General features: G+C 67.1%; 21 protein-coding genes and 1 pseudogene. 8 read left to right on the top strand and 14 right to left on the bottom strand.

Features of this window, described 5'->3' with window-relative positions; all coding sequences use genetic code 11:
- Positions 1 to 99 precede the first annotated feature (99 nt).
- The 4 genes from G3N96_RS18405 (at position 100) to acnA (ending at position 6,097) form a co-directional block, all read left to right on the top strand.
- Positions 100 to 1,107, top strand: coding sequence for an aldolase/citrate lyase family protein (locus G3N96_RS18405; RefSeq protein ID WP_206138047.1), 1,008 nt, complete (start codon positions 100 to 102; stop codon positions 1,105 to 1,107).
- Between the two features lie 230 nt (positions 1,108 to 1,337).
- The gene (locus G3N96_RS18400) at positions 1,338 to 1,853 is read left to right on the top strand and encodes a hypothetical protein (protein ID WP_089442945.1); all 516 of its coding nucleotides are present in this window, start codon (positions 1,338 to 1,340) and stop codon (positions 1,851 to 1,853) included.
- Between the two features lie 22 nt (positions 1,854 to 1,875).
- The gene (locus tag G3N96_RS18395) at positions 1,876 to 3,327 is read left to right on the top strand and encodes a bifunctional 2-methylcitrate dehydratase/aconitate hydratase (RefSeq protein ID WP_206138035.1); all 1,452 of its coding nucleotides are present in this window, start codon (positions 1,876 to 1,878) and stop codon (positions 3,325 to 3,327) included.
- A gap of 52 nt (positions 3,328 to 3,379) precedes the next feature.
- The gene (acnA, locus tag G3N96_RS18390) at positions 3,380 to 6,097 is read left to right on the top strand and encodes an aconitate hydratase AcnA (protein ID WP_206138034.1); all 2,718 of its coding nucleotides are present in this window, start codon (positions 3,380 to 3,382) and stop codon (positions 6,095 to 6,097) included.
- A 121-nt stretch (positions 6,098 to 6,218) separates the two neighbouring features.
- On the opposite strand, the gene G3N96_RS18385 is transcribed toward acnA, so the two are convergent.
- From G3N96_RS18385 to G3N96_RS18375, 3 genes are read right to left on the bottom strand one after another with little or no spacing between them, the layout of a single operon-like run.
- On the bottom strand, positions 6,219 to 6,659 hold the full coding sequence (locus G3N96_RS18385) for a DUF1801 domain-containing protein (RefSeq protein WP_124576354.1): 441 nt from the start codon (positions 6,657 to 6,659) through the stop codon (positions 6,219 to 6,221).
- A complete protein-coding gene (locus G3N96_RS18380) occupies positions 6,656 to 7,087 on the bottom strand; it encodes an SRPBCC domain-containing protein (RefSeq protein ID WP_124576353.1) in 432 nt (143 codons plus the stop codon). Before G3N96_RS18380 ends, G3N96_RS18385 begins: the two co-directional genes overlap by 4 nt.
- Positions 7,087 to 7,410 carry a metalloregulator ArsR/SmtB family transcription factor gene (locus G3N96_RS18375; protein WP_124576352.1) on the bottom strand — a complete coding sequence of 108 codons (324 nt, stop codon included), beginning with the start codon at positions 7,408 to 7,410 and terminating at the stop codon, positions 7,087 to 7,089. Before G3N96_RS18375 ends, G3N96_RS18380 begins: the two co-directional genes overlap by 1 nt.
- Before the next feature lie 645 nt (positions 7,411 to 8,055).
- Between G3N96_RS18375 and G3N96_RS18370 the strand changes: the two genes are divergently transcribed.
- Entirely contained in the window at positions 8,056 to 9,789 is a 1,734-nt protein-coding gene (locus G3N96_RS18370; RefSeq protein WP_124576351.1) for a S53 family peptidase, read from the top strand.
- Positions 9,790 to 9,893: 104 nt separating this feature from the next.
- Here G3N96_RS18370 and G3N96_RS18365 read toward each other — a convergent pair whose 3' ends face one another.
- The 5 genes from G3N96_RS18365 to G3N96_RS18345 form a co-directional block, all read right to left on the bottom strand.
- Positions 9,894 to 11,312 (bottom strand): MFS transporter, encoded by a 1,419-nt coding sequence (locus G3N96_RS18365; protein WP_206138033.1) that lies wholly within the window; start codon positions 11,310 to 11,312, stop codon positions 9,894 to 9,896.
- A 208-nt stretch (positions 11,313 to 11,520) separates the two neighbouring features.
- Entirely contained in the window at positions 11,521 to 12,357 is an 837-nt protein-coding gene (locus G3N96_RS18360) for an ABC transporter permease (protein WP_047901362.1), read from the bottom strand.
- Positions 12,358 to 12,394: 37 nt separating this feature from the next.
- Positions 12,395 to 13,651: an ABC transporter permease gene (locus G3N96_RS18355; protein WP_206138046.1), complete on the bottom strand. Its 1,257-nt coding sequence runs from the start codon at positions 13,649 to 13,651 to the stop codon at positions 12,395 to 12,397.
- 102 nt (positions 13,652 to 13,753) lie between these two features.
- Positions 13,754 to 14,800 (bottom strand): ABC transporter substrate-binding protein, encoded by a 1,047-nt coding sequence (locus G3N96_RS18350; RefSeq protein ID WP_089427970.1) that lies wholly within the window; start codon positions 14,798 to 14,800, stop codon positions 13,754 to 13,756.
- A gap of 77 nt (positions 14,801 to 14,877) precedes the next feature.
- On the bottom strand, positions 14,878 to 15,984 hold the full coding sequence (locus G3N96_RS18345) for an ABC transporter ATP-binding protein (RefSeq protein ID WP_089427971.1): 1,107 nt from the start codon (positions 15,982 to 15,984) through the stop codon (positions 14,878 to 14,880).
- A 108-nt stretch (positions 15,985 to 16,092) separates the two neighbouring features.
- On the opposite strand from G3N96_RS18345, the gene G3N96_RS18340 reads away from it, so the two are divergent.
- Complete coding sequence (locus tag G3N96_RS18340) at positions 16,093 to 17,616, top strand: PLP-dependent aminotransferase family protein (protein ID WP_089474458.1); 1,524 nt, start codon at positions 16,093 to 16,095, stop codon at positions 17,614 to 17,616.
- A 36-nt stretch (positions 17,617 to 17,652) separates the two neighbouring features.
- Here the strand turns inward: G3N96_RS18340 and G3N96_RS18335 are convergent, their stop codons facing one another.
- The 5 genes from G3N96_RS18335 to G3N96_RS18315 all read right to left on the bottom strand — a co-directional run bounded on the left by G3N96_RS18335 (position 17,653) and on the right by G3N96_RS18315 (position 23,289).
- A complete protein-coding gene (locus tag G3N96_RS18335) occupies positions 17,653 to 18,687 on the bottom strand; it encodes a lipase secretion chaperone (RefSeq protein ID WP_206138032.1) in 1,035 nt (344 codons plus the stop codon).
- Positions 18,688 to 18,690: 3 nt separating this feature from the next.
- A complete protein-coding gene (locus tag G3N96_RS18330) occupies positions 18,691 to 19,785 on the bottom strand; it encodes a triacylglycerol lipase (protein WP_206138031.1) in 1,095 nt (364 codons plus the stop codon).
- A 228-nt stretch (positions 19,786 to 20,013) separates the two neighbouring features.
- Entirely contained in the window at positions 20,014 to 22,146 is a 2,133-nt protein-coding gene (locus G3N96_RS18325) for a TonB-dependent copper receptor (RefSeq protein ID WP_206138030.1), read from the bottom strand.
- Positions 22,147 to 22,228: 82 nt separating this feature from the next.
- Positions 22,229 to 22,597, bottom strand: coding sequence for a DUF2946 domain-containing protein (locus tag G3N96_RS18320; RefSeq protein ID WP_124576343.1), 369 nt, complete (start codon positions 22,595 to 22,597; stop codon positions 22,229 to 22,231).
- A gap of 155 nt (positions 22,598 to 22,752) precedes the next feature.
- Positions 22,753 to 23,289: a cytochrome b gene (locus tag G3N96_RS18315; RefSeq protein ID WP_046549930.1), complete on the bottom strand. Its 537-nt coding sequence runs from the start codon at positions 23,287 to 23,289 to the stop codon at positions 22,753 to 22,755.
- Between the two features lie 225 nt (positions 23,290 to 23,514).
- Between G3N96_RS18315 and G3N96_RS18310 the strand changes: the two genes are divergently transcribed.
- On the top strand, positions 23,515 to 24,153 hold the full coding sequence (locus G3N96_RS18310; RefSeq protein WP_124576341.1) for a Pr6Pr family membrane protein: 639 nt from the start codon (positions 23,515 to 23,517) through the stop codon (positions 24,151 to 24,153).
- A gap of 48 nt (positions 24,154 to 24,201) precedes the next feature.
- Here the strand turns inward: G3N96_RS18310 and G3N96_RS18305 are convergent.
- Positions 24,202 to 24,465: pseudogene (locus tag G3N96_RS18305) on the bottom strand (M23 family metallopeptidase); the annotation flags it as partial.
- On the opposite strand from G3N96_RS18305, the gene G3N96_RS39870 reads away from it, so the two are divergent.
- Positions 24,394 to 24,586 (top strand): D-arabinono-1,4-lactone oxidase (locus G3N96_RS39870; protein ID WP_346778899.1); only part of this gene is annotated, 193 nt, incomplete at its 3' end. The pseudogene G3N96_RS18305 and the gene G3N96_RS39870 sit on opposite strands and share 72 nt — an antisense overlap.

Here is a 24,586-nt window from a genome sequence, read left to right as displayed (position 1 = left end):
CCGCGCACGTTTTGCCGCCCCGCGCTTGCCGCGCCCCCGCCCAGAACGCGCCCGAATCCGATTTTCTCCACGTTGACCCGCTTCCCTGACGTAGACGAGATGGCCGCGCTCACTCCCGCACAAGTGCTGTACGACGGGGCGTCCCCGCCCGCGATCCTGCCCTGCTGTGATCACTACGCGGGCAGCGAAAAGCTGATGCGCAAGTCGCTCGCGCTGCAGGCCGAGCTGGGCCCCGTGTTCGACATCACGCTCGACTGCGAAGACGGCGCCGCCGTCGGCCAGGAAGCCGCGCACGCGGCACTCGTCACCGATATCCTCGGCAGCGACGAGAACCGCTTCGGCCGCGTCGGCGTCCGCATCCACGACTTTTCCCACCCGCACTGGCGCGACGACGTACGCATCGTGCTGCGTGCGGCGCGTCCGCCCGCCTACATCACGCTCCCGAAGATCGCGAGTGCCGCCGATGCAGCCGAAATGACCGCGTTCATCGAAGGCACGCGCCGCGAGCTCGGCATCGCGCAGCCGATTCCCGTCGACGTGCTGGTCGAGACGCACGGCGCGCTCGCGCAGGCGGCCGCCCTCGCCGCGCTGCCGACGGTCGGCACGCTGAGCTTCGGGCTGATGGATTTCGTCTCCGCGCACCATGGCGCGATTCCCGATTCCGCGATGCGCTCGCCCGGCCAGTTCGAGCATCCGCTCGTGCGCCGCGCGAAGCTGGAAATCGCCGCGGCCTGCCACGCGCACGGCAAGACGCCGTCGCACAACGTGACGACCGAGGTGCGCGACATGAGCATCGTGGCCGCCGATGCACGCCGCGCGCGCGACGAATTCGCCTTCACGCGGATGTGGAGCATCCACCCCGCGCAGATCCGTCCGATCGTCGACGCATTCGCGCCGCGCACCGACGAGGTCGCGCTGGCCGCCGAGATCCTGCTGGCCGCGCAGGCCGCCGACTGGGGCCCGACGCGCCACGGTGATACGCTGCACGATCGCGCGAGTTACCGGTATTACTGGTCGGTGCTGCGCCGCGCGCGGGCCACCGGCCAGCCCGTACCGGCCGAGGCCGCGCCGCTGTTCGACCCGGCCGCCGCGGGCAGCACGCCGTAAGCGCGCGCCGCCGGCCGATACACGAGTTTCATGCATTCGACGAGGCGCGAACCGGATAGAGGTTTGCGAAACGACAAAAAACGTAACGGAGCCCGAAAACCTGATATACACGCGGCCAAATAGGTGAAAATAGCGGCCGCTGCGCGCTTTCGGGGCGCGTGCAGTTTCAAACCGGCCGGCGGCGCAGATTGCCGGCCCTTGTCAACTGATTATCGAAAGGTTCTGACTCCATGAAGAAACTCCTGATCGCTACCGCCATCGGCGCCTTGTCCGCCACGATGCTGGTGTCGGCTCCGAGCGCGTTTGCCCAGGGTACGACCACGACGACCGCGAAGAAGGCAGCGGCCAAGCGCCCGGCGCCGGCCAAGCGCATCATCCCGCGCAGCAAGAAGGCACAGGCACGTGCCGCGGCGAAGGTCGATCCGGTACCGGACGGCGCAGTCAAGTGGTCCTGCAAGGAAGGTCTCTCGTTCGACCTCGCCGGTGACATGAAGCGCGACCAGGTCGTCACGGTTCACTGGGCGAAGAAGAACTACAAGCTGCCGCGTCAGGCCACGACGACGGGCGCCGACACGTTCTACGATCCGGCCGCCGGCTTCAAGCTGGTCGTGATCCCGACCAAGGCGATGCTGTTCTCCGACGCGAACGGCGGCGAACGCCTCGCGGACGAATGCGTGACGCCGGAAATGGCGCAAGGCACGCCGGCACCGACGCAGTCGAACGAGCTGAAGCCGGCAACGAACTAAGCGCGTTCCCATCGGCCCCTCGATGTCCGCCCCGGTCTCCACCGTCCGCCCTGCTCCGGATACGGTACTCGTCGATATCGTCGACTACGTGCTGAATGCCGGCATCGACAGCGCGCTCGCGCTGGAGACGGCGCGTCATTGCCTGATCGACACGCTCGGATGCGGACTCGAGGCGCTCTCCTACCCTGCCTGCACCAAGCTGCTCGGCCCCGTCGTGCCCGGCACGATCGTACCGAACGGCGCGAAGGTGCCCGGCACGTCCTTCCAGCTCGATCCCGTCCAGGCCGCTTTCGGCATCGGCGCGATGATCCGCTGGCTGGACTTCAACGACACCTGGCTCGCCGCCGAATGGGGGCATCCGTCCGACAACCTCGGCGGGATCCTGGCGACGGCCGACTGGCTTTCCCGCACGGCCGTCGCGGCCGGCCGCAAGCCGCTCACGATGCGCGACGTGCTGGTCGCGATGATCCAGGCCCACGAGATCCAGGGCTGCCTCGCGCTCGAGAATTCGTTCAATGCGGTCGGGCTCGACCACGTGCTGCTCGTGAAGGTCGCATCGACGGCCGTCGTCGGCCGGCTGCTCGGGCTTACGCGCGACGAGCTGATCAACGCGGTGTCCAACGCATTCGTCGACGGCCACGCGCTGCGCACTTACCGCCACGCGCCGAACACGGGTTCGCGCAAGTCATGGGCGGCCGGCGACGCAACCTCCCGCGCGGTGCGCCTCGCGCTGATCGCGAAAACGGGTGAAATGGGCTACCCGTCGGCGCTCACCGCCAAAACCTGGGGCTTCTACGACGTGCTGTTCGACGGCAAGCCGTTCCGCTTCCAGCGCCCGTACGGCACGTACGTGATGGAAAACGTGCTGTTCAAGATCGCGTTCCCCGCCGAATTCCACGCGCAAACGGCCGCCGAGGCCGCGCTGCAGCTGCACGCGCAGCTCGCCGCCGCGGGCCGCACGACCGACGACATCAGCCGGATCACGATCCGCACGCACGCGGCCGCGATCCGCATCATCGACAAGCAGGGCCCGCTCGCCAATCCGGCCGACCGCGACCACTGCATCCAGTACATGGTCGCCGTGCCGCTGCTGTTCGGCCGGCTGACCGCGGCCGACTACGAAGATTCGGCCGCCGCCGATCCCCGCATCGACGCGCTGCGCGCGAAGACCGTATGCGTCGAGGATCCGCAGTTCACGCAGGATTACCACGACCCGGACAAGCGCTCGATCGCGAATGCACTGACGATCGAGTTCAAGGACGGATCGAAGCTTGCCGAGGTGGCGGTCGAATACCCGCTCGGCCACCGGCGGCGCCGGGCCGAAGGCGTCCCGCTCCTGGTCGAGAAGTTCAGGACCAACCTTGCCCGCCGCTTCCCGGCCAAGCAGCAACAAGCGATTCTCGACGTGTCGCTGGACCAGGCAAAGCTCGAAGCGATGCCGGTCGATGAGTACGTCGATCTGTACGTGATATAGCCGTCATTTACAGGACACGTAGTTTCCTAGCCTTAAACCCAGGAAAATCACCATGGCCCACAATCTCCACAAGACCCTCAAGGAATTCGACAGCGGTTCCGGCAAAGGCAAGTTCTACTCGCTGCCGCAGCTCGGCAAGGAACTGAAGACGAAGATCGAACGCCTGCCGGTGTCGATCCGTATCGTGCTCGAGTCCGTGCTGCGCAACTACGACGGCAAGAAGATCACCGAAGAGCACATCGCGCAGCTCGCGAACTGGAAGCCGACCGAGAAGCGCGTCGACGAGATTCCGTTCGTGGTGTCGCGCGTCGTGCTGCAGGACTTCACGGGTGTGCCGCTGCTCGCCGACATCGCGGCCATGCGCGGCGTCGCGGAGCGTACCGGCAAGAACCCGAAGAAGATCGAGCCGCTGGTCCCGGTCGATCTCGTCGTCGATCACTCGGTGCAGATCGACTACTTCCGCCAGAAGGACGCGCTCGACCTGAACATGAAACTGGAATTCCAGCGCAACAACGAGCGCTACCAGTTCATGAAGTGGGGCATGCAGGCATTCGACACGTTCAAGGTCGTGCCGCCGGGCGTCGGCATCGTCCACCAGGTGAACCTGGAATACCTCGCGCGCGGCGTCCACAAGAAGGCGGACGGCGGCGACACCGTGTACTACCCGGATACCCTCGTCGGCACGGACAGCCACACGACGATGATCAACGGCATCGGCGTGGTCGGCTGGGGCGTGGGCGGCATCGAGGCTGAAGCGGGCATGCTCGGCCAGCCGGTGTACTTCCTGACGCCGGACGTCGTCGGCGTCGAGCTGAAGGGCAAGCTGCGCGAAGGCGTGACGGCCACCGACCTGGTGCTGACGATCACGGAAATGCTGCGCAAGGAGAAGGTCGTCGGCAAGTTCGTCGAGTTCTTCGGCGAAGGCACGAAGTCGCTGTCGCTGCCGGACCGCGCGACGATCGGCAACATGGCGCCCGAATACGGCGCGACGATGGGCTTCTTCCCGGTCGACGAAAAGACGATCGAGTACTTCGAAGGCACGGGCCGCACGAAGGCCGAAATCGCCGCGTTCGAAAACTACTTCAAGGCGCAGAAGCTGTTCGGTATCCCGAAGGCCGGCGACATCGACTACACGAAGGTCGTGACGCTGGATCTGACGACGGTCGCGCCGTCGCTGGCCGGCCCGAAGCGCCCGCAGGACCGCATCGAGATCGGCCACGTCAAGTCGACGTTCACCGACCTGTTCTCGAAGCCGGTCGCGGAAAACGGCTTCGCGAAGAAGGCGGAAGACCTCGGCGCGCAATACACGACGAGCAACGGCGTCGACGTGAAGAACGGCGACATCCTGATCGCCGCGATCACGTCGTGCACGAACACGTCGAACCCGAGCGTGCTGCTGGCCGCCGGCCTGCTCGCGAAGAAGGCGGTCGAGGCCGGCCTCACGGTCGATCCGAAGATCAAGACCTCGCTCGCGCCGGGATCGCGCATCGTCACCGAGTACCTGACGAAGACGGGCCTGCTGCCCTACCTGTCGAAGCTCGGTTTCGAAGTCGCGGCCTACGGCTGCACGACCTGTATCGGCAACGCGGGCGACCTGACGCCGGAGCTGAACGAAGCGATCACGAAGAACGACATCGTCGCGGCAGCCGTGCTGTCGGGCAACCGTAACTTCGAGGCGCGTATCCACCCGAACATCCGCGCGAACTTCCTCGCGTCGCCGCCGCTGGTCGTCGCCTACGCGATCGCCGGCAACATCACGCGCGATCTGATGACCGAACCGGTCGGCAAGGGCAAGGGCGGCCGCGACATCTACCTCGGCGACATCTGGCCGACGAGCGAAGAAATCCACGCGCTGCTCAAGTTCGCGCTCGACCCGAAGAAGTTCGAGGACAACTACTCGAAGCTGACCAAGAAGGGCGACCTCTGGAGCAAGATCGAGGGCGAATCGGGCCAGGTCTACGACTGGCCGAAGTCGACGTACATCGCCGAGCCGCCGTTCTTCGGCAATGACTTCTCGATGGAACCGGCTGCATCGATTCCGACGGTCAAGGGCGCGCGCGCACTGGGCATCTTCGGTGACTCGGTCACGACCGACCACATCAGCCCGGCAGGCTCGATCAAGGAAGACTCGCCGGCAGGCAAGTGGCTGAAGGAAAACGGCGTGCAGAAGGCCGACTTCAACAGCTACGGCTCGCGCCGCGGCAACCACGACGTGATGATGCGCGGCACGTTCGCGAACGTCCGGATCAAGAACCTGATGATCCCGCCGAAGGCGGACGGCACGCGTGTCGAAGGCGGCCTGACGATCCACCAGCCGAGCGGCGAACAGCAATCGATCTATGATGCAGCGATGCAGTATGTTGCCGCCGATACGCCGACGGTCGTGTTCGCGGGCGAAGAGTACGGCACGGGCTCGTCGCGCGACTGGGCCGCGAAGGGCACGCAACTGCTCGGCGTGAAGGCCGTGATCGCACGCAGCTTCGAGCGCATCCACCGCTCGAACCTCGTCGGCATGGGCGTGCTGCCGCTGCAGTTCAAGGGCGCGGACAGCATCCAGTCGCTCGGCATCACCGGTGAAGAGACGTACGACATCGAAGGCCTCGGCGACGACTTCAAGCCGCAACAGGACGTCACGCTCGTGATCCACCGCAAGAACGGCGAATCGCAGCGCGTGCAAGTGCTGCTGCGCATCGATACGCCGATCGAAGTCGACTACTACAAGCACGGCGGGATCCTGCCGTTCGTGCTGCGCTCGCTGCTCGCAGCGTAAGCGCCCTGCACCTTGCAGGTGCCGCAGCCGCCTCGCGGGCGGTTGCGGCCGATTTGGATGCCCGACCTCGTGTCGGGCTTTTTTTGCCTGCGCTACGCCGCGTGACCAGTCGTGCGGCGCGTCATGCCGCCTTGTCGGCCCGCGCCTTCGTGCCTGCGCCCGCTCGCCGGGTGTTCTTCTTCAGATGCGTGCGGTTGTAGTCGATCGCCGCGCGCACCAGATTCTTCAGCGCCCGCTTGTCGAGCTTGTCGCCTTCGAAGAAATCGATCGCGCGCCGCGCATTGCCGTCGAGGCCATCGTTGAACAGCTTGTCGGGATCGGGCAACTGCGCGCCGTGCATGAAGGTCAGCTTCACCTTGCCCTTGTGCGCGTTCGCGACCGCGATCATCCCGTCGCACGACCACACGGGGCTGCCCATCCATTTCCATTCCTCGACGATGCCTGCTTGCGCGTCGAGGATCGTCTGGCGCAGATCGGCGAAGGTCTTGCCGCGCCAGTCGGCGATGCCGGCGATCAGCGCGTCGATGCGCGCCGACGGGCTCGGGTCGGATGCCGCGCTCATGAGCGGGCCTCCGTGCCTTCGTCGGGACGTGCCAGCACCTGTTCGAGCGACTCGAAGAACCGCACCCAGCCATGCTGCGCGCCGCGGTACGCCTGTTCCTGATCCGCGCGGAAACCGACCTGCTCCATGCGCAGGTGCGTACCGACCGCCGTCGGCGTGAGCGTCCACGTGACGACGCTTTCGAGGCCGTACGCGGCCCACGTGTAGGACAGCGTGCGCGGCGGTTCGATCGTCAGCACCGTACAGTCGACCGAGCCCCAGTCCGCACGGAAGCTGAAGGCGCGGCCCGCGACGGGCTCGAAGTCGCTCTTCATCAGCCACGCCTCGATCAGGTGCGGTTGCGTGAGCGCGCGCCAGATCTTCTCCGGCGGATGAGGCAGCTCCCGGTCGACGACGACGGAGCGCGTTTCGGTGGTGGCCTGGTTCATTACTGGTCGATCCTTTTCAGAAGATCTTCGAGGGCGTCGAACCGGGTCTGCCAGAAGCCGGCCATCTGGCTCGTCCAGTCGATCAACGGGGCCAGCGCTTGAGGCTGCGCGCTGTAGTGCGTCTGCCGGCCTTCGTGACGGTCGCTCACGAGCCCGGCCTGCTTCAGGACGCCCAGATGCTTCGAGACGGCCGGCTGCGAGACGCCCGCATGGGCCGTCAGCGCGGCAACCGTCAGCTCGCCGTCCGCGCACAGCCGCTCGAAGAGCGCGCGGCGCGTGGGATCGGCCAGTGTCCTGAAAAGCATGTCGTGTGCGTTCTGCATGTCCAAATCCATAACCCGATGGTTATGGATTGAAGCATATCCGCTGATCGACGCACGTCAAGGCGGAATGTCGCGAATGGTGCCGCGCGATCTTGCGCAGGCAGGCTGTCCGCCGCGCCGGGATGTCCACGCCACCGAGTTCGAGCCTTTCCTCTAATCCGCACTTGCCGCATGCGATCCGAAAGTCGCCTGCAAGACTGCCGGAAGCACCGTTCCACAGTTCGGGAAACGTTTGCGGTCGAGCGACCCCATTTTCGTGCACGCACGAATCCGTTCCTGCCGTGTCGCGGCGTTTGACCACATAGTGCGACGCGGCACGCGACACCGACCGGTCGCGCGCGATGCGTTCACGCGGCGATCCGCTCCGCGATCACGCACGTTCCGGCGTCGCGACGAGCGACTCGTGCGTGCGAGCATCGCGCCTTGCCGCGCCGCCGTATCGCGAACCGGTTCCGCTCGCCGCTGCCGCAATTCGCTTACGCGCATGACGCAGCACATGCGTGCACCCGCGCCGATGTCAGAACTGACAGCTATGGAAAATGGCAGCTACCCGAACGACACCGACGCCCTACGCTCGTCACCGCTCGCGGCCCCACAAGGGCCGGGGGTTCCAGTAACGTCGCCTCTCCTAAAAAAGGACTCCCGATGAAAAGGAACACCTGGTTTGCCCTTCCCCTTCCGTCGCCCCGCCGCCTCGCGTGCGTGGCACCGTTCGTGTTCGCCGCCGCCGCGGCGCATGCGACGACGGATTGGGTCGATACGCATACGAAGGCCTTTCTGACCGGCCCGCAGTTGATGGCGCGCAGCGCGGCGCCGTCGCTCGAACTGGCAGGCGGTGAAACGACCAACGTCGTCGTCAGCCTGAAACTGCGCAACGCCGCGCAGCTCAAGCAACTGGCGCGCGACGTGAACCGGCCCGGCAGCGCGCATTACCGCCAGTACCTCACGCACGAGCAGTTCCTCGCCAACTACGCGCCGACCGATGCGCAGGTCAAGTCGGTCGTCGACTATCTGCACAAGAGCGGCTTCGTGAACGTCGAGGTTGCGCCGAACCGCCTGCTGGTCTCCGCCAGCGGCACGGCCGCCACGGTGAAAACCGCATTCAACACGTCGCTCGTGCACTTCGACTACGCGGGTCACTCGGGCTTCGCGAACACGTCGACTGCGCAGGTGCCGCGCGCGCTCGGCGACGTCGTCGGCTCGGTGCTCGGGCTGCAGAACGTCGCACACGCGCGGCCGCTGCTGCACATCGGCAACGTGTCGAAGCCGCAGGCGCTTGCAGCCGGCACGGCGACCGGCCACTATCCGAAGGAATTCCCGGGCCTCTACAACGCAACCGGCGTGCCGACCGCAGCCGGCGTCACCGTCGGCATCATCACGATCGGCGGCGTGTCGCAGACGCTGCAGGATCTGAAGCAGTTCACGTCGAGCAACGGTTACGGCACGGTGTCGACGCAGGCCATCAAGACCAATGGCTCGGGCGGCAGCTACACCGACGACCAGGACGGCCAGGGCGAGTGGGATCTCGACAGCCAGTCGATCGTCGGCTCGGCCGGCGGCCAGGTCGGCAAGCTCGTGTTCTACATGGCCGACCTCAATGCAAGCGGCAACACGGGCCTCACGCAGGCGTTCAACCGCGCCGTGTCGGACAACACCGCGAAGGTGATCAACGTATCGCTCGGCTGGTGCGAAACCGATGCGAGCGCGGACGGCACGCTCGACGCCGAGGAGCAGATCTTCACGACCGCCGCGGCGCAAGGCCAGACGTTCTCCGTTTCGTCGGGCGACGAAGGCGTGTACGAGTGCAACAACCGCGGCTATCCGGACGGCTCGAACTACACGGTATCGTGGCCGGCATCGTCGCCGCACGTGCTCGCGATCGGCGGCACGACGCTCTACACGACGTCGTCGGGCGCGTTCTCGAACGAAACGGTGTGGAACGAAGGGCTCGACGGCAACGGCAAGCTGTGGGCGACGGGCGGCGGCGTCAGCACGATCCTGCCCGCGCCGTCGTGGCAGTCGGGCAGCAACCGCCAGTTGCCGGACGTCGCGTTCGACGCCGCGCAAAGCACGGGGGCTTATATCTACAACTACGGCCAGTTGCAGCAGATCGGCGGCACGAGCCTCGCCGCACCGATCTTCACCGGCCTCTGGGCGCGCCTGCTCGCAGCGAACGGCACGGGCCTCGGCTTCCCGGCCGGCAAGTTCTACGCCGACATTCCGTCGAACCCGTCGCTCGTGCGCTACGACGTGGTGTCGGGGAACAACGGCTATCAGGGGTATGGCTATAACGCAGGCACCGGCTGGGATTACACGACCGGCTTCGGCAGCCTGAACATCGCGAACCTCAACCAGCTGATCAAGTCGGGCGGGTTCTGAGCGAAGCGTGAAGGCCGGCGCGTGGCGGTGGGTCGTTGCGCGCCGGCTCGAAAATTTCCCGCGAGGGTCGTTCGGCCATCGGCTTGCGCCGCAACCGCGCCTCCCTACTCCGTCGCCCGCTCGCTCACACGCTCCGACGCAGCCGGCACGCCGGCCCGATGCGACGGCGCAAAGAGCCGCAATCCGCTCGCGACGCTCGCGGCGCCGGCAAAGCCCGCGCCGAGCATCAGCGCGAGCGTCGGCCCGTGGCGCCCGGCGATCCCGAACGACAGCGCGACGAGCGCCGCGCCCGTCGCCTGCCCGATCAGCCGTGCGGTCGCGATGATCCCGCTCGCGCCGCCGCTGCGCTCGGGCGGCGCACTCGACATCAGCGCCTTCAGGTTCGGCGACTGGAAGAAACCGAAGCCCGCGCCGCACAGCATCATCCGCCAGCCGATGTCGATGACGCCGGGCGCCGCCGGCAACGCGGCGAGCGACACCATGCCCGCGCTCAGCAAGGCCAGACCGATCGCGCCGAGCAGGCCCGGCGGATAGCGATCCGACAAGCGCCCCGCGATCGGCGCGGCGAGCGCGACGATCGCCGACCACGGCGTCATCAGGAAGCCCGTCTCGACCGCGTTGCGATGCAGGACGGTTTCGAAATAGAACGGCAGCGACACGAACGCGAGCCCCTGCGCGGCAAACGCGCACACCGCGGTCAGCGCGGACAGCGTGAACACCGGCCGGCGAAACAGGTCGACCGGCAGCATCGGCGCCGGGTGCCCGGCCTGGCGACGGATCAACAGCCAGCCGAAGGTGAGCGCGACCGCCGCCGCCGCGAACACGATGGAAAGCGGCCCGCGCTGCGCGAATTCACCGAGCGCGAAGATCAGCGAGGCGAACGTAATCACGTTGAACAATGCGGCGACCGGATCGAACGCATGCTTGCCGCGCGCCGTCTGCGGCAACGACGGAATCGCCACGGCAAGCGCGAACACGCCGAGCGGCACGTTCACCGCGAACAGCCACGGCCATGCGGCGACCGACAGGATCAGCGATGCGATGGTCGGCCCTATCGCGAACGACACACCGACCACGAGCGCGTTGAAGCCGACGCCGCGCCCGAGCCGGTGCGCGGGAAACAGGCCGCGGATCAGCGCGACGTTGACGCTCATGATCGCGCTCGCGCCGAAGCCCTGCACGATCCGCGCGGCCGTCAGCATCGGCAGCGTCGACGCGAGCGAGCAGCCGAGCGACGCAACTGTAAACACCGCGAGCCCGGCGACATACACGCGCTTGTGGCCGACGATGTCGCCGAGCGACGCGAACGGCAGCAGCGTCGCGACCATCGCGAGCTGGTACGCGTTGATGATCCATACGGATGCGGCCGGCGATGCATGCAGGTCGGCGGCGATCGCGGGCAGCGCGGTGTTCGCGATTGCGGTATCGAGCGTCGCGAGCGCGACGGCCAGCAGCACGGCGGACATCGCGCGCCAGTTGACGGCCGGCTCCTGCGCGCCGGCGGGGGAAGCGAATTCGGACAAGATGAGGCTCGGCTGACGAGCGACGCGTTGCGCCGCGTCGCGGATTGGACTCGCGGCGGCGTTCCGGATGCACCGCACGGAACGCGCGCCGCCGCGCCCCGTATTGTTGCAGAGCCGTATCGAACGTGCAGGCGGCCGCCTCGTCAGTCAGCGAAATGAAAGCAAATGCGTGGCCGCGCAGGATGCACGGCAACGCAGGCTCGCCGCGTCAGGTCACCGCGCGCCGCGCATTGCGACCGCGCAGCCATTCGAGCGCCAGCAGCAGGCTCGTCGAGAAGATAATCAGGATCGTTGCGAGCGCAGCGATCGTCGGGCTGATGTTCTCGCGGATACCGGTGAACATCTGGCGCGGCAGCGTCGTCTGGTCCGCGCCCGCGAGGAACAGCGTGACGACGACTTCGTCGAACGACGTCGCGAACGCGAACAGCGCGCCCGACATCACGCCCGGTGCGATCACCGGCAGCGTCACGCGGAAGAACGTCGACACCGGATTCGCGCCGAGCGACAGGCTTGCGCGCACGAGGTTCTGGTTGAAGCCCTGCAGTGTCGCGGCCACCGTCGTCACGACGAACGGCACGCCGAGCGCCGCATGCGCGGCGATCAGCCCCGTGTAGGTGTTCGCGAGCCCGAGCGGCGCGAAGAACAGGTACATGCCGACGCCGACCACGACGACCGGCACGATCATCGGCGACAGCAGCACGGCCATCAGCAGCCCCTTGCCGCGGAAGTCGGCCTTCGTGAGACCGATCGCGGCGAGCGTGCCGAGCACGGTCGCGACGACGGTTGCCGACGGCGCGACGATGAAGCTGTTCTTCGCGGCCATCCGCCACTCGTCCGATGCGATCAGGTTCTCGTACCAGCGCATCGAGAAGCCCGGGATCGGATAGACGAGGAACGTGCTCGACGAAAACGACAGCGGCACGATCGCGAGCACCGGCAGGATCAGGTACAGCAGCGTCAGCACGACGAGCACACGCAATGCGACGTACCATGCGCGCTCGACGAACGACATGTGCGGCGCGAACAGCGGCCTGGCGAGTTTCATGGTCAGATTCCCCTTCCCGTTTCGTTGCACGCGGCGCTCAGCCGAGGCTCACGTTGGTGCGCGTGAAGCGCCCATACACCGCGTACAGCACGAGCGTCGCCGCGAGCAGCAGCCCGCCGAGCGCACACGCCATGCCCCAGTTGATCGTCACGTTCGTGAAGTACGCGACGTAGTAGCTGACCATCTGGTCGTTCGGCCCGCCGAGCAGCGCGGGCGTGATGTAGTAGCCGATCGCGAGAATGAACACCAGCAATGCGCCCGCGCCGACGCCCGGGTAGGTCTGCGGCACGTACACGCGCCAGAACGCGGCGAACGGATGGCTGCCGAGCGACACGGCCGCGCGCTGGTAGGTCGGCGGGATCGACTTCATCACGCTGTAGAGCGGCAGGATCATGAACGGCAGCAGGATGTGCGTCATCGAGATGTACACGCCGACGCGGTTGAACAACAGCGTCAGCGGATGCGAGATCAGCCCGCTGCCGATCAGCGCCGTATTGATGAGCCCTTCGCTCTGCAGCAGCACGATCCACGCGGCGACGCGCACGAGCACCGACGTCCAGAACGGAATCAGCACGAGGATCATCACGAGGTTGGCACGCCGCTCCGACAGCGTCGAGATCCAGTACGCGAGCGGATAGCCGAGCAGCAGCGCGAACAGCGTGACGGCGACGCCGATCACGAACGTGCGGCCGAAGATCGCGAGATAGATCGACTGGTCGGGGTCGGCCTGCACGATGTGGCCGAAGCCGTCCTGCTTGTGGTCGAGCGCGGCGAGCAGGTAGAACGGCGAATATGCGCCGCCGTTCTTCGCGATCGCCTGCCAGTACGCGGCATCGCCCCACCGCGCATCGAGCTCGACCAGCTTGTCGCGCGTCTGCGCGGGCGTCAGTGCCGCGTCGTTGTCGCCCTTCAGCGGCATCGCGCGCGCCGTCTTCGCGACGAGCGAGCGATAGCCGGGAATCTCGGTATTCAGCCGCCGCGCGAGCGCACCCATCGCCTCGCTGTCGGCCACCTTCGTCATGTCGGCCGCGAGCGCGACATACGCGGCGTCGGCCGGCGGCGCCTTGCGGTCCCAGCCCGACAGCGCCCGGATCGTGTTCGGCAGCGCGGCGGCGATCTCGGGGTTCTGCACGGCACGCGTGAGCAGCGTGCCGATCGGCACGACGAAAATCAGCAGCAGGAAAATCGCGAGCGGCGCGACCAGCAGCAGTGCCATCGTGCGCTTGCGGGCCTCGGCGGCCTTCAGCTCGCGCTTGAGCGCGGCGTTCGACGGCGAGGAAGGCGCGATCGTCATCGTATTCAACGGTTCTCTCCGGCCGGGCACGATCCGGCGGAAGGCCGCGCGACGCGATCGACGCGTCGCGCGGCCGGTTGCATCAGGATGCCTGAACGACGGTTACTTCGTCGCCCACGCGGCGAAACGCTGCTCGAGCTCGTCGCTGTGGTCGGTCCAGAAGCCGATGTCTTCCAGCACCGCGTTCTTGCCGTTGGCCGGCGAGTTCGGCAGGTTCGCGAGCGTCTTCGCGTCAAGCGACTTGATCGCCGCGATGTTCGTCGGGCCGTACGCGATGTGCTGCGCGTAGCCCTGCTGCGGCTTCGGCGTCAGTGTGTACGCGATGTACTGCTCGGCCAGCGCCTTGTTCGGCGAGCCCTTCGGAATTGCCCAGTAGTCGAGGTCGTAGATGCTGCCATTCCACACGACCTTCAGGTTCTTGCCTTCCTTCTGCGCGGCGTCGATGCGGCCGTTGTACGCGGTCGACATCACGACGTCGCCGGCGACGAGGAACTGCGGCGGCTGCGCGCCCGCTTCCCACCACTGGATGTTCGGCTTCAGCTCGTCGAGCTTCTTGAACGCGCGGTCCTGGCCGGCCTTCGTGCCGAGCACCTTGTAGACGTCCTTCGGCGCGACGCCGTCGGCCATCAGCGCGAATTCGAGGTTGTAGCGCGCGCCCTTGCGCATGCCGCGCTTGCCGGGGAATTTCTTCACGTTCCAGAAATCGGCCCAGCCGGTCGGCGCCGATTTCAGCTTGTCCGCGTTGTACGACAGCGCCGTCGACCACACGAAGAAGCCAACGCCGCACACTTGCGGCGCTTCCGGAATCAGGTCGGATTTCTTCGCGATCTTCGACCAGTCGAGCTTCTCGTACAGGCCTTCGTCGCAGCCGCGGTTCAGGTCGCCCGATTCGACTTCGACCACGTCCCAGTTGACGTGCTTCGCCTCGACCATCGCCTTCACTTTCGCCTGCTCGCCGTTGTATTCGACGGCCGTGACCTTGTTGCCGGTCGCCTTCTCGAACGGCTGGTTGAACGCGGCCTTCTGGGCGTCGCCGTTCGCGCCGCCGAAGTTGACGACCGTGAGTTCGGCAGCCGATGCCGATGCGCCGACGACGGCGAGCGCCAGTGCCAGCGCGGTGCGCCGTGCGGTAATGCGTGCTCGGTTCATGGTGGTTCCTCTCCTCTCGTGGTGGAAGTGGGCAGTTGTTGTTGACGACGTGCTACGGAAAATCGGGGAAACCCTGCTCAAGCGAACACGCGCAGGTGTTCGGGCGAGAACGCGAGCGCGACCGGTGCGCCGGGCGAGAACGCATCGAGCGCGCCGGTGCCGAGCGGCACCTTCACGAAGCATTCGTCCTGGCCGGGCAGCGCGCAGCGCATGCGCACGTGGTCGCCGAAATAGATGAGGCTGCGCGCCTCGCCGCTCAGCTGGTTGGCGGCCGCGCCGTTCGCGTGCCCGTTCGCGCCGTGCGCGGCGAGGCTCATGCGCTCGGGGCGGATGCACGCGACAGCCGGCGCCCCCTCGGCTGCATCGCCGATGCGGCGCCCGACGAGCTTGGTGCCGTCGTCGAGCCGGAATTCGCAGAATTCGCCGTCGACGCGCGCGATGGTGCCGCGCAGCCGGTTGCTGTCGCCGATGAAGTTCGCGACGAATTCATTGCACGGCGATTCGTACAGGCGGTCGACGGTGTCGAGCTGCTGCACGATGCCCTTGTCGAACACGGCGACGCGATCGGACATCGTCAGCGCCTCGCCCTGGTCGTGCGTCACGTACACGAAGGTCACGCCGAGTTTTTCGTGCAGCGCCTTCAGTTCGTACTGCATGTGTTCGCGCAGCTGCTTGTCGAGCGCGCCGAGCGGCTCGTCCATCAGCACCAGCTTCGGCTCGAACACGAGCGCGCGCGCCAGTGCGATGCGCTGCTGCTGGCCGCCCGACAACTGCGCCGGGTAGCGCTTCGCGAAGCGCTCCATCTGCACCATCTTCAGCGCGTGCGCGACGCGTTCCGCGCGCTCGGCCGCCGGCAGCTTGCGCACGGTCAGCGGATACGCGACGTTCTGCTCGACCGTCAGGTGCGGAAACAGCGCGTAGTTCTGGAACACCATGCCGATGTTGCGCTTGTGCGGCGGCACGTTGTTCAGCAGCTCGCCGTCGAGGCGGATCTCGCCGCCGGTCGGGAATTCGAAGCCGGCCAGCATCATCAGGCAGGTGGTCTTGCCCGAGCCCGACGGCCCGAGCAGCGTCAGGAACTCCCCGCGGTGGATATCGAGGTCGAGCGATTTGACGACCAGCGTTTCGCCGTCGTAGGTCTTCCGCACGCCGCGAAAGCTGACGATCACATCATCGGACTTCATCGTGGCTGTCCCCTTGCTTCGCGACAATTGATTTTGAGATGCGAGCCACTATACGGCGCCCACGGTTCTACAATAGGGAACCATTTCAATATTACTAGTAGGACCACTTTGGATACCGTGATCCTCGCCGACTGGCTCTCCGCCCGCCTCGACCGCGGTTCGCCCGAGCCGATGTACCGGCAGTTGCTGCAGCAGATGCAGCAGGCCATCCTGACCGGGGAATTGGGGCCAGGAACGAAGCTGCCGAGTTCGCGCACGCTCGCGGCCGACCTGTCGATCGCGCGCAATACCGTGCTGCACGTGTACGACCAGTTGACGGCCGAAGGCTACGTGCTGACGACCACCGGCAGCGGCACCTATGTGGCCGACACGCGGCCGGACGCCGCCGCGATCCACGTGCCGGGCGCCGCGCCGCCGCCGTCGAGCGCCGATGAACCGCCGCTGCCGGACGCGCAGGGCGGCCTGTCGATGCGCGGCCGGCAACTGATCGAGCATGCGGGCGTGTCGCGGCGCCAGTGGGGCGCGTTCATGCCGGGCGTGCCGGACGTGTCGGAATTCCCGAGCCGGACGTGGAGCCGCCTGCAGGCGCGGCTATGGAAGGAAGCGAATCCCGAGTTGCTGACCTATGCGCCGGGCGGCGGCTACCGGCCATTGCGGCGGGCGCTTGCCGATTACCTGCGCGTTGCGCGCTCGGTCAAATGCTCGCCGGACCAGGTGATCATCACGACGGGCATCCACCAGTCGATCGATCTCGCGGTGCGGCTGCTGTCCGACATCGGCGATCGCGCATGGGTCGAGGAGCCGTGCTACTGGGGCGTGCGCAGCGTATTGCAGGCGGCCGGTCTCACGCTGACGCCGGTGCCGGTCGACCAGGAAGGGCTCGACCCGCGTGCCAGCGACATGCAGCATCCGCCGCGGCTCGTGCTCGTCACGCCGTCGCATCAGTACCCGCTCGGGATGGTGATGAGCCTCGCGCGGCGCCGGATGCTGCTCGAATACGCGCGCCAGCACCGCTGCTGGATCATCGAGGACGACTACGACAGCGAGTTCCGCTACGGCAGCCGCCCGCTCGCATCGCTGCAGGGGCTCGACGACGGCGGCCGCGTGATCTACGTCGGCAGCCTCGGCAAGATGCTGTTCCCGGGGCTGCGGATGGGCTACATGGTCGTGCCCGAGCATCTGGTCGACACGTTCCGCACCGGGCTGTCGGAGCTGTACCGCGAGGGCCAGCTGATGCAGCAGGCCGTGCTCGCCGAATTCATCATGGACGGCCACCTGACTTCGCACGTCAGACGAATGCGCACGCTGTACGGCGAGCGCCGGCAACTGATGATCGACGCGATCCGCGCGCGCTTCGGCGACGCGCTGCCCGTGATGGGCGATGAGGCAGGCCTGCATCTCGTGCTCGGCCTGCCCGACGCCTGCGACGATCGCGCGGTCACGCAGAGCGCGTTCGATGCCGGCGTGATCGTGCGCCCGCTCACCAGCTACTACAGCAGCCTCGACACCGCGCGGCGCGGCCTGCTGCTCGGCTATGCGTGCGTCCCGCACGAAGGCATCGGCCCCGCGTTCGACACGCTCGCGAATACCATCGAGCGACACCTGCCGCGGGACCTCACGCGCGCGGCATAGCGGCGCTCATGCGCCGCGTCGCCCGCGCTTCTCACCTTACCGCGCGCTGCCCGCCCCGCGATCGAGCGATGCCGCGCGCACGGCTTCGCCGGGCTTCGTGAACACGCGCTGCCGCAGTGCGGCGATCTGCGCGTCGCGATCCTGCGGCGACAGGCCCGCCGACTCGATCTGCGCACGCTGCGCCGCATAGTCCGTGTAGCGGCTATGCCACGATGCGTCGTCCTGCTGCAGCTGTGCGACGCGCGCGGCGGCTTCGGCACCGAGCGTCTGGGTCAGTTGCGCGCGCATCGCATCGGGCGTCGCCCCGCTCTTCTGCAATTGCGCGATCTGGTCGATCGCGGCACGCTGCCGATCGATGCGTTGTTGCGCAGCGCGTTCGTCGGCCGGTATCTGCTGTTCGAGCGCCGCGAGCCGCTCTGCCTTCTGCGCATCCGTCAGCGTCCGATCCTGCGCGATCTTCAGCCGCGCGAGGTCGTAGCGCTGCCGCCACTGCTCCGCACCGAAAAACGGCTCGCTCCAGTCACCGAGCGTGCGAAATGCAATCGACGCACGCTGGTCGAGCGCGAGCTGCAGCGCGCCGAGGTCGGACTTGTCGACCGCGCCGGCATCGCGCAGCTTCGCGAGTGCATCGAGATACGTGCGATAGCGATGCCATACGTCGAGCGCCTCGGCCTGCGCCACGGTGCCGCCGAGTTGCGCGGCAATCTCCCGCACGACGAACGCATCGAGCGCGGCGGCGCTCAGGTCGCTCTGCGCGGTCAGGCAATAGTCGAAGAAATCGCGCACTGCACGCAACTTCGCGAGATGGCCGCCGGCATCGAGCGGCAGCCGTGGCGCGCTGGAGCCGGCAAGCGACGGCGGCAGGCCCGCGCTTGCCGGCACGGCGGCCTGCGGCGGCGAAGCAGCCACGCTACCCACCGCCGCCGCATCCGGCGACTCGCCGCCGGCGCCTGTCCCGCAGTGCCAGCCCGCACCGCTCCACATCGCCACACCGGCAATCGCCGCCAGCCCCACGACACCGTAGACCACGGCGCGCCGCGCCAGCGGCGCGCGTCCTTCACGTGCCGCCATCGATTACACGCCCGCCAGCTTCAGACGGTTCGCATGCGTGCGGATCACCGCGACCGGATCTTCCGCATACGCGCCGCGCACGCCGAGCAGCTGGTTGATCTCGTCGAGATGGTTCCACTTGTAGCTCGTGCTCAGCACCTTGCCGTACAGCGCGCTGCACTTCGACACGACCCCGTCGTTCTGCCCGGAGCCGCGGTTGATCATCACCGTGCCCGTGCCGAGCAGCGCGAGCGTCGACAGATCGAGTGCGTTCGCCGGATCGACGACCGGAATGGTGCTCGTGTCCGTGGCGCCCGTGACACCCAACACGGAGAGTGTCGGCTGGATCGCCGTGCCGGCCCACGAATACAGCAGGTGCGTGTTGCCGCCGACGGTTTCGGTCGGCGCGCCGGTCTGGCAACTGCCCGGCGCACCCAGGCCCGCACTCGGGTAGTTCTGGTTGTACGTGGCGGCCCGTGCGGTGGTCAGCGTCTGCAGTGCGGCGAGTGCGTCCTGGTTCGTGTTGTGGGTGCTGCTCGTCAGGATGCCGAACACATTGACGAACGCGGCGATCACCGATGACGAAAGTCCGGTCGGATCGTACGCAAGCACGTTCTGCACGAAGTCGGCGAATTCGGAGCCGCGATGCGGCGTACCGATCGTCGTCACCGACGCGACGAGATCGGGCGCGACGGCCGCGACGTAGCGCGACGAGAGGCCGCCCTGGCTGTGGCCCACGAGATTGACCTTGGTCGCGCCCGTTGCCGCGAGCACCGTCTTCACGTAAGCGAGCAACTGCTCGCCGCGCCCGTTCGGGCCGTCATCGCTCTGGAAACCCGACAGGTTCGCGACGTAGACGGTCGCCCCGTTCTGCTGCAGGTCTTCCTGGATGCCGTACCAATAATCGAGCACGCCGGCGTACTTGTCGGTACCTGTGAGCCCGTGCACGAGGATGATCGGATAACGCGTCGCCGCGTAACCGTCGGCGGGCGCGGTCGCCGCCATCGCCGCGTGCGTCGTCGCGAGCGTCATTGCCACAGTCGTCCCCGCGAACGGCGCGATGCTCATCGCGCATGCCACTGCCCCTGCCACCACCCTGGAACGCATCGTATTGGCCATGCATGTTCTCCTGATTATTGTGCTGCCGGTGCGAATGAAGCCGGATCGATACGCACTATGCGTCGCCCACATCGCGACCACCGTGTGCGTCGAATGCGGGAGTGAATCACGAGTCGCGAACGTTTGCGCCCTGACTAGACACGGTTCTCTAATCGGTTGACGCGGCCCACCGGTTCGGGCGGGGCCGCGTTCATGCGTGCGCATGCTGCAATGCACACGCGCGATGCGTCAAAGCTTCGCACTCACACGCACCCATGCGGTCCGGCCCGGCTCCATCACCGGCGAGTTCGCCGGATAGCCGAAGCCCGCGTTGCCGGCGAGATTCAGGTGCTCGGTGTAGGCCTTGTTCAGCACGTTGTCGACGCCGACCGAGATCTGCACGGTCTTGCTGACGTTGTATTGCGTATGCAGCGAGAGCACACCGAATCCGGCGCTCGGGCCGAAGTCCTTGCCGACCACGTTGCCCTCGTTCAGGGCATAGCGATGTTGCGGCGCAACGATGCGCCACAGCCCCCCTGCCGACCACGCGCCCCGTGTGTATTCGAGCCCGATGCGCGCCTCGAGCGGCGGCATCTGCGGCAACGGATCGCCGGTTGCGACGTTGCGCCCCCACGCATACGCGAGCGACGTCTCGACGCGCAGCGGCGAAACCGGTTTCCACGACACGCCCGCTTCGCCACCCATGATCTGCGCGTTGACGTTGGTTGCCTGCGTGGTCGGGCCCATCATGCCGGCCGCGTAGTTGAACAGGATGAAGTCCTGCACGTAACCCGCATACGCCGACACCCATGCATCGAGCCGTTCGCTCTTGTATTGCGCGCCGATGTCGAGCTGCGTGGTCTTCTCCGGCTGCACCGCCGAGAATGCGTTGACCGAACCGGCCGGCCCGCGCTTCGCGGAAAACAGTTCCCAGTAGTCGGGATAGCGTTCCGTATGGCCGACGCCCGCGTACCACGTGACCGGCAGCGACGCGAGATCGCGCTCGTAGCGGACGAAACCGCTCGGCAGCACGCGCGTGCGATCGTCGTCGAAGGTCGGGTTCGGCTTGCTCATCATCATGCCGCTCGTTGTCGCACGCTTGTCGCGTGCACTCGCGTAGTCGACACGCGCGCCGCCGATCACGCGCGACACGTCGCTCGCGTACCACGTCAGCTCGCCGAACACGCCTGCGTTCCACATCGTCGCCTGCGCATCCCACGGCTCGTCGCCGTAGTTCTGCCGCCCCATCGCCGAGCGCGAGTCGAGCCGGTTCGATTGCGCATCGACGCCCGTCACGAGCTTGAAGTCGTCGGCGAAGCGGAACGTCGCGGCCGCGCGCGCGCCGAACGTGCGGCGCCGCACTTCCGACGCCATCCGCATCGGCATGCTGCTGGTCGGGTCCGGTTGCCGCAACGTATAGTTGTCCATCACGTGATCGGCTTCGTTGTAGTACACGCGCGCTTCGATCCGGTCGAGCACGTCGCCGAGATGCTGCTTGTCGAACGACAGGCCGAACGTCTCGCGGCGGAAATGCGCGCCGTCCATCCCGCGTCCCGCGTAGCGCGCATAGCCGTCGCCGGTGCCGGCGGTCAGCTCGACGCGCGTGTGGTCGTCCGGCGTCCAGCCGAGCGCCGCATCGGCATTCCACTTGTCCCACTGCGACGGCACGGTGTTGCCGTTGCCGTCCTTGTAGTCCTGCGAATGCGCGTGGTTCGCGGTCACGCGGCCATAGACGTCCGGCGTGCCGGCCGTCACGTCGACGTTCTGGTCGTTGCGGCCGAACGACCCGCCGACCAGGCTCCCGTCGAAGCGCATGCCGGGCTTGTCGAAGCGCGGCGTCACGCGCTCGAACATCACGGTGCCGGCCGACGCGCCGGGACCGTACAGCACCGTCTGCGGCCCCTTCACGACGGTGACCTTGTCATAGCTTTCCGGCGCGATATACGACGTCGGCGCATCCATCCGGCCCGGACAGGCGCCGAGCGTCGACATCCCGTTCGCCAGGATGTTCAGCCGCGAGCCGAACATCCCGCGCAGCACGAGGTCGCCGTTGGTGCCGCCGCTGCGGATCGACGTGAAGCCGGGGATCGTTTTCAGGTAATCCGCGCCGTCGCTGGCGGGCAGCGGCTGGCGCGGGGTCTTCGGATCGGTGACGACGACGAGCGGCGTCGACAGCGGCGATGCGACGACTTCGATGGCCGGCAGCGGCGCGGCCGTATCGCCGGTCGGCGCGCCGGATGCGCGCGCCGTTTCGGCAGCCGCGGCGCTCGCGGCCAATGCGCCGACTGCGAGCGCGGGAACGGTGAGTTTCAGCATGCGCGGCATGCGCCGCGCACAGGCATTGCGTGACGCCCGCAGCGCACGCAACTGGAAAATGGTCATGATCGAAAGCCCGAGTGACGCCCTCCACGCGGCCTCGACGGGCCGCACGGATATCGGCGGTGAATGGAACGGAAACAGCGCGTCAGGCGCGCTCGGGCGGGGCGCGCGGGTACGCGCGCGGATAGCGGTCGGCGTGCGCCGCGACGGCAGGCGGCGCGACGGCGGAAACGGCAACGACGGGAACGGAAGCGAGTGCCGCGGCGGCAGGCCCGCCGATCGCGGGGCTGTGCGCGAAGAAACCGCAGTAGCCGCACGCATCGAGATGCAGCGCATGGTCGTGCATGCGGCCCGCATCGGGCGACGGGTGCGCGCCATGCTCCGTACTGCAGACGATTGCGTCGGGCGTGGCTGCCTGCGCGACGCGCCACTGCGACACCAGCGGCGCCGCGATCGCGAACCAGATCGCGAGCACGCCAAGCCAGGCGGTCAGGTGACGATGTCGGTGCAGCATGCTCGGCAACGAGTAAGCGGAATGTAAAAACAGCCGAGATGTTACAGAATGTTCAACGCGATGGCCAGCGCGGATGACGGTAAACGGACCGGGGGCGCATGGTTGTCAACACAACCATGCGCCCCCGCCTGCTGCATGCTTCCGGAACGTGCCGTTCAGGGCGCCATGCGCCGCAGCACGTCGTCGCGCCGGATGAAATGATGGTAAAGCGCGGCCAGCGCGTGCAGGCCGATCACGAAGTAGAACGCGTTGCCGATCAGCTCGTGCGCTTCCTTGATCGTCGGCCGCAGCGCCTTGTCGGGGCCGAACAGCGTGAACGAGATGCCGAGCCAGTCGAGCGACACCGGCTTGCCGCCCAGGTTGATCATCATGATGCCGAGCAGCGGCTGCGCGATGATGAACACGTAGAGCGCGACATGCGCGAGCTTCGACAGCCAGCGCAGCAGCGCCGCTTGCGGAATGGCCTGCGGCACCCGGCTGACGGCTCGCCACAGCACGCGCAGCACCGACAGCACGAGCACGAGCGTGCCCGCGGTGAGATGCACGTTCATCCAGAACACCCGGCTGTCGCTGCCTTTCGGCCCGCGGATCTCGATGGCCAGGTAAGCCAGCGCCACCAGCAGGAAGACGGCCCAGTGGAAGAAGATCGCGGGCGAGCTGTAGCGCGTCTGTTTCGCGAGGATGTTTCTCATGCTTCGTCTCGTGTTGTATGCGGGGAGGGACGCATGCAGCCACCGGCCGGCGCCCGGCAAAACTGCCCCGATTGTAGCCGCACGGGCACCCGGTTTTGCACGACGCGCGCAAATATCCGACGAATTGCCCGCGCGCGCCGAGCGGGGCTTCATATGGAAAGTCCGCATCGCGCGCCAGAACGGCTGTGGCACGATGAAGCTTTGGTGCGACGGCGCGCGGGCATCATGAGCAAGGCGTTCTTCGTTGCGGCCTATCGGCTGACCGCCGCGTTGCTCGCGGTATCCACCACGCTGCACAGCGTCGCCGACTACTGGCACCTGCCGGGCTTTCATCTCGGCAACTATCTCAGCTACTTCACGCAACTGAGCAGCCTCTACGCGGCCGCGATGCTCGCCGTCGGGCTCTGGCGCATCGCGCGCCCCGGCTCGGCCCGCTACGAATCGATGCGCGGCGCCGCGGTGCTGTATGTATTGATCACCGCGATCGTCTACGAACTCCTGCTCGCGCGGCTCGATGCGCTGCACCACGTCACGCCGGCGTTCAACAACTGGGTGCTGCACCGGATCGTGCCGCTCGTCGTGCTGTGCGACTGGCTCTATGTGGAGCCGCGCCTGCCGATCCCGCGGCGCAGCGCGTTCGCGTGGCTCGGCTTCCCGATCGTCTATCTCAGCTATACGCTCGTGCGCGGCTCATTCGAGAACTGGTATCCCTACCCGTTCGTCGATCCGCGGCCGCACGGCTATCTGCCGGTCGCGATCCAGTGTTCGCTGATCGCGCTGGGCGCGGTGGCGCTCGCAATGGGTATTCGCTGGCTCGGCAATCACGCGAGGCAATCCGGTGCGGTGACGCTCAGGAAAGGATGAAGGCGGGAGCGTGTGCGCCGCCCGGCGCACACGGGATGAAGCGGACGATCAGCCGCCGTTGCGCGGCAGGAAGTTCATCGGATCGACGACCTTGCCGTTCTGGCGGACTTCGAACTCGAAAGTCGAACGGCCGCTCGCGTCGGTGCCCATTTCAGCGACCGGCTGGCCCTGGCGCACCGCGTCGCCTTCGTTGACGAGCAGCTTGCCGTTGTGTCCGTAGGCCGTGATGAGCCCGTTCTCATGCTTCAGGATCACGAGCGGCCCGTAGGCCTTGACGCCGGATCCGGCGTACACCACGCGCCCTGCCGCCGCGTGCGCTTCAACGAAATGGAATGGTCGGTGCCGGCCGAACGCGGCGCCGATGCGCTGCGCGAGATCCGCGCGTTCATCGCGCGCCGCGGCTTCCCGCTGATGTTCCCGCTCGAATACCGCT

The organism is Burkholderia sp. Se-20373 (assembly GCF_017104705.1).
Taxonomy (GTDB): Bacteria; Pseudomonadota; Gammaproteobacteria; order Burkholderiales; family Burkholderiaceae; genus Burkholderia.
The sequence above is the reverse complement of the archived record's forward strand: the minus strand, read 5'-3'. Positions and strand labels throughout refer to the sequence as shown.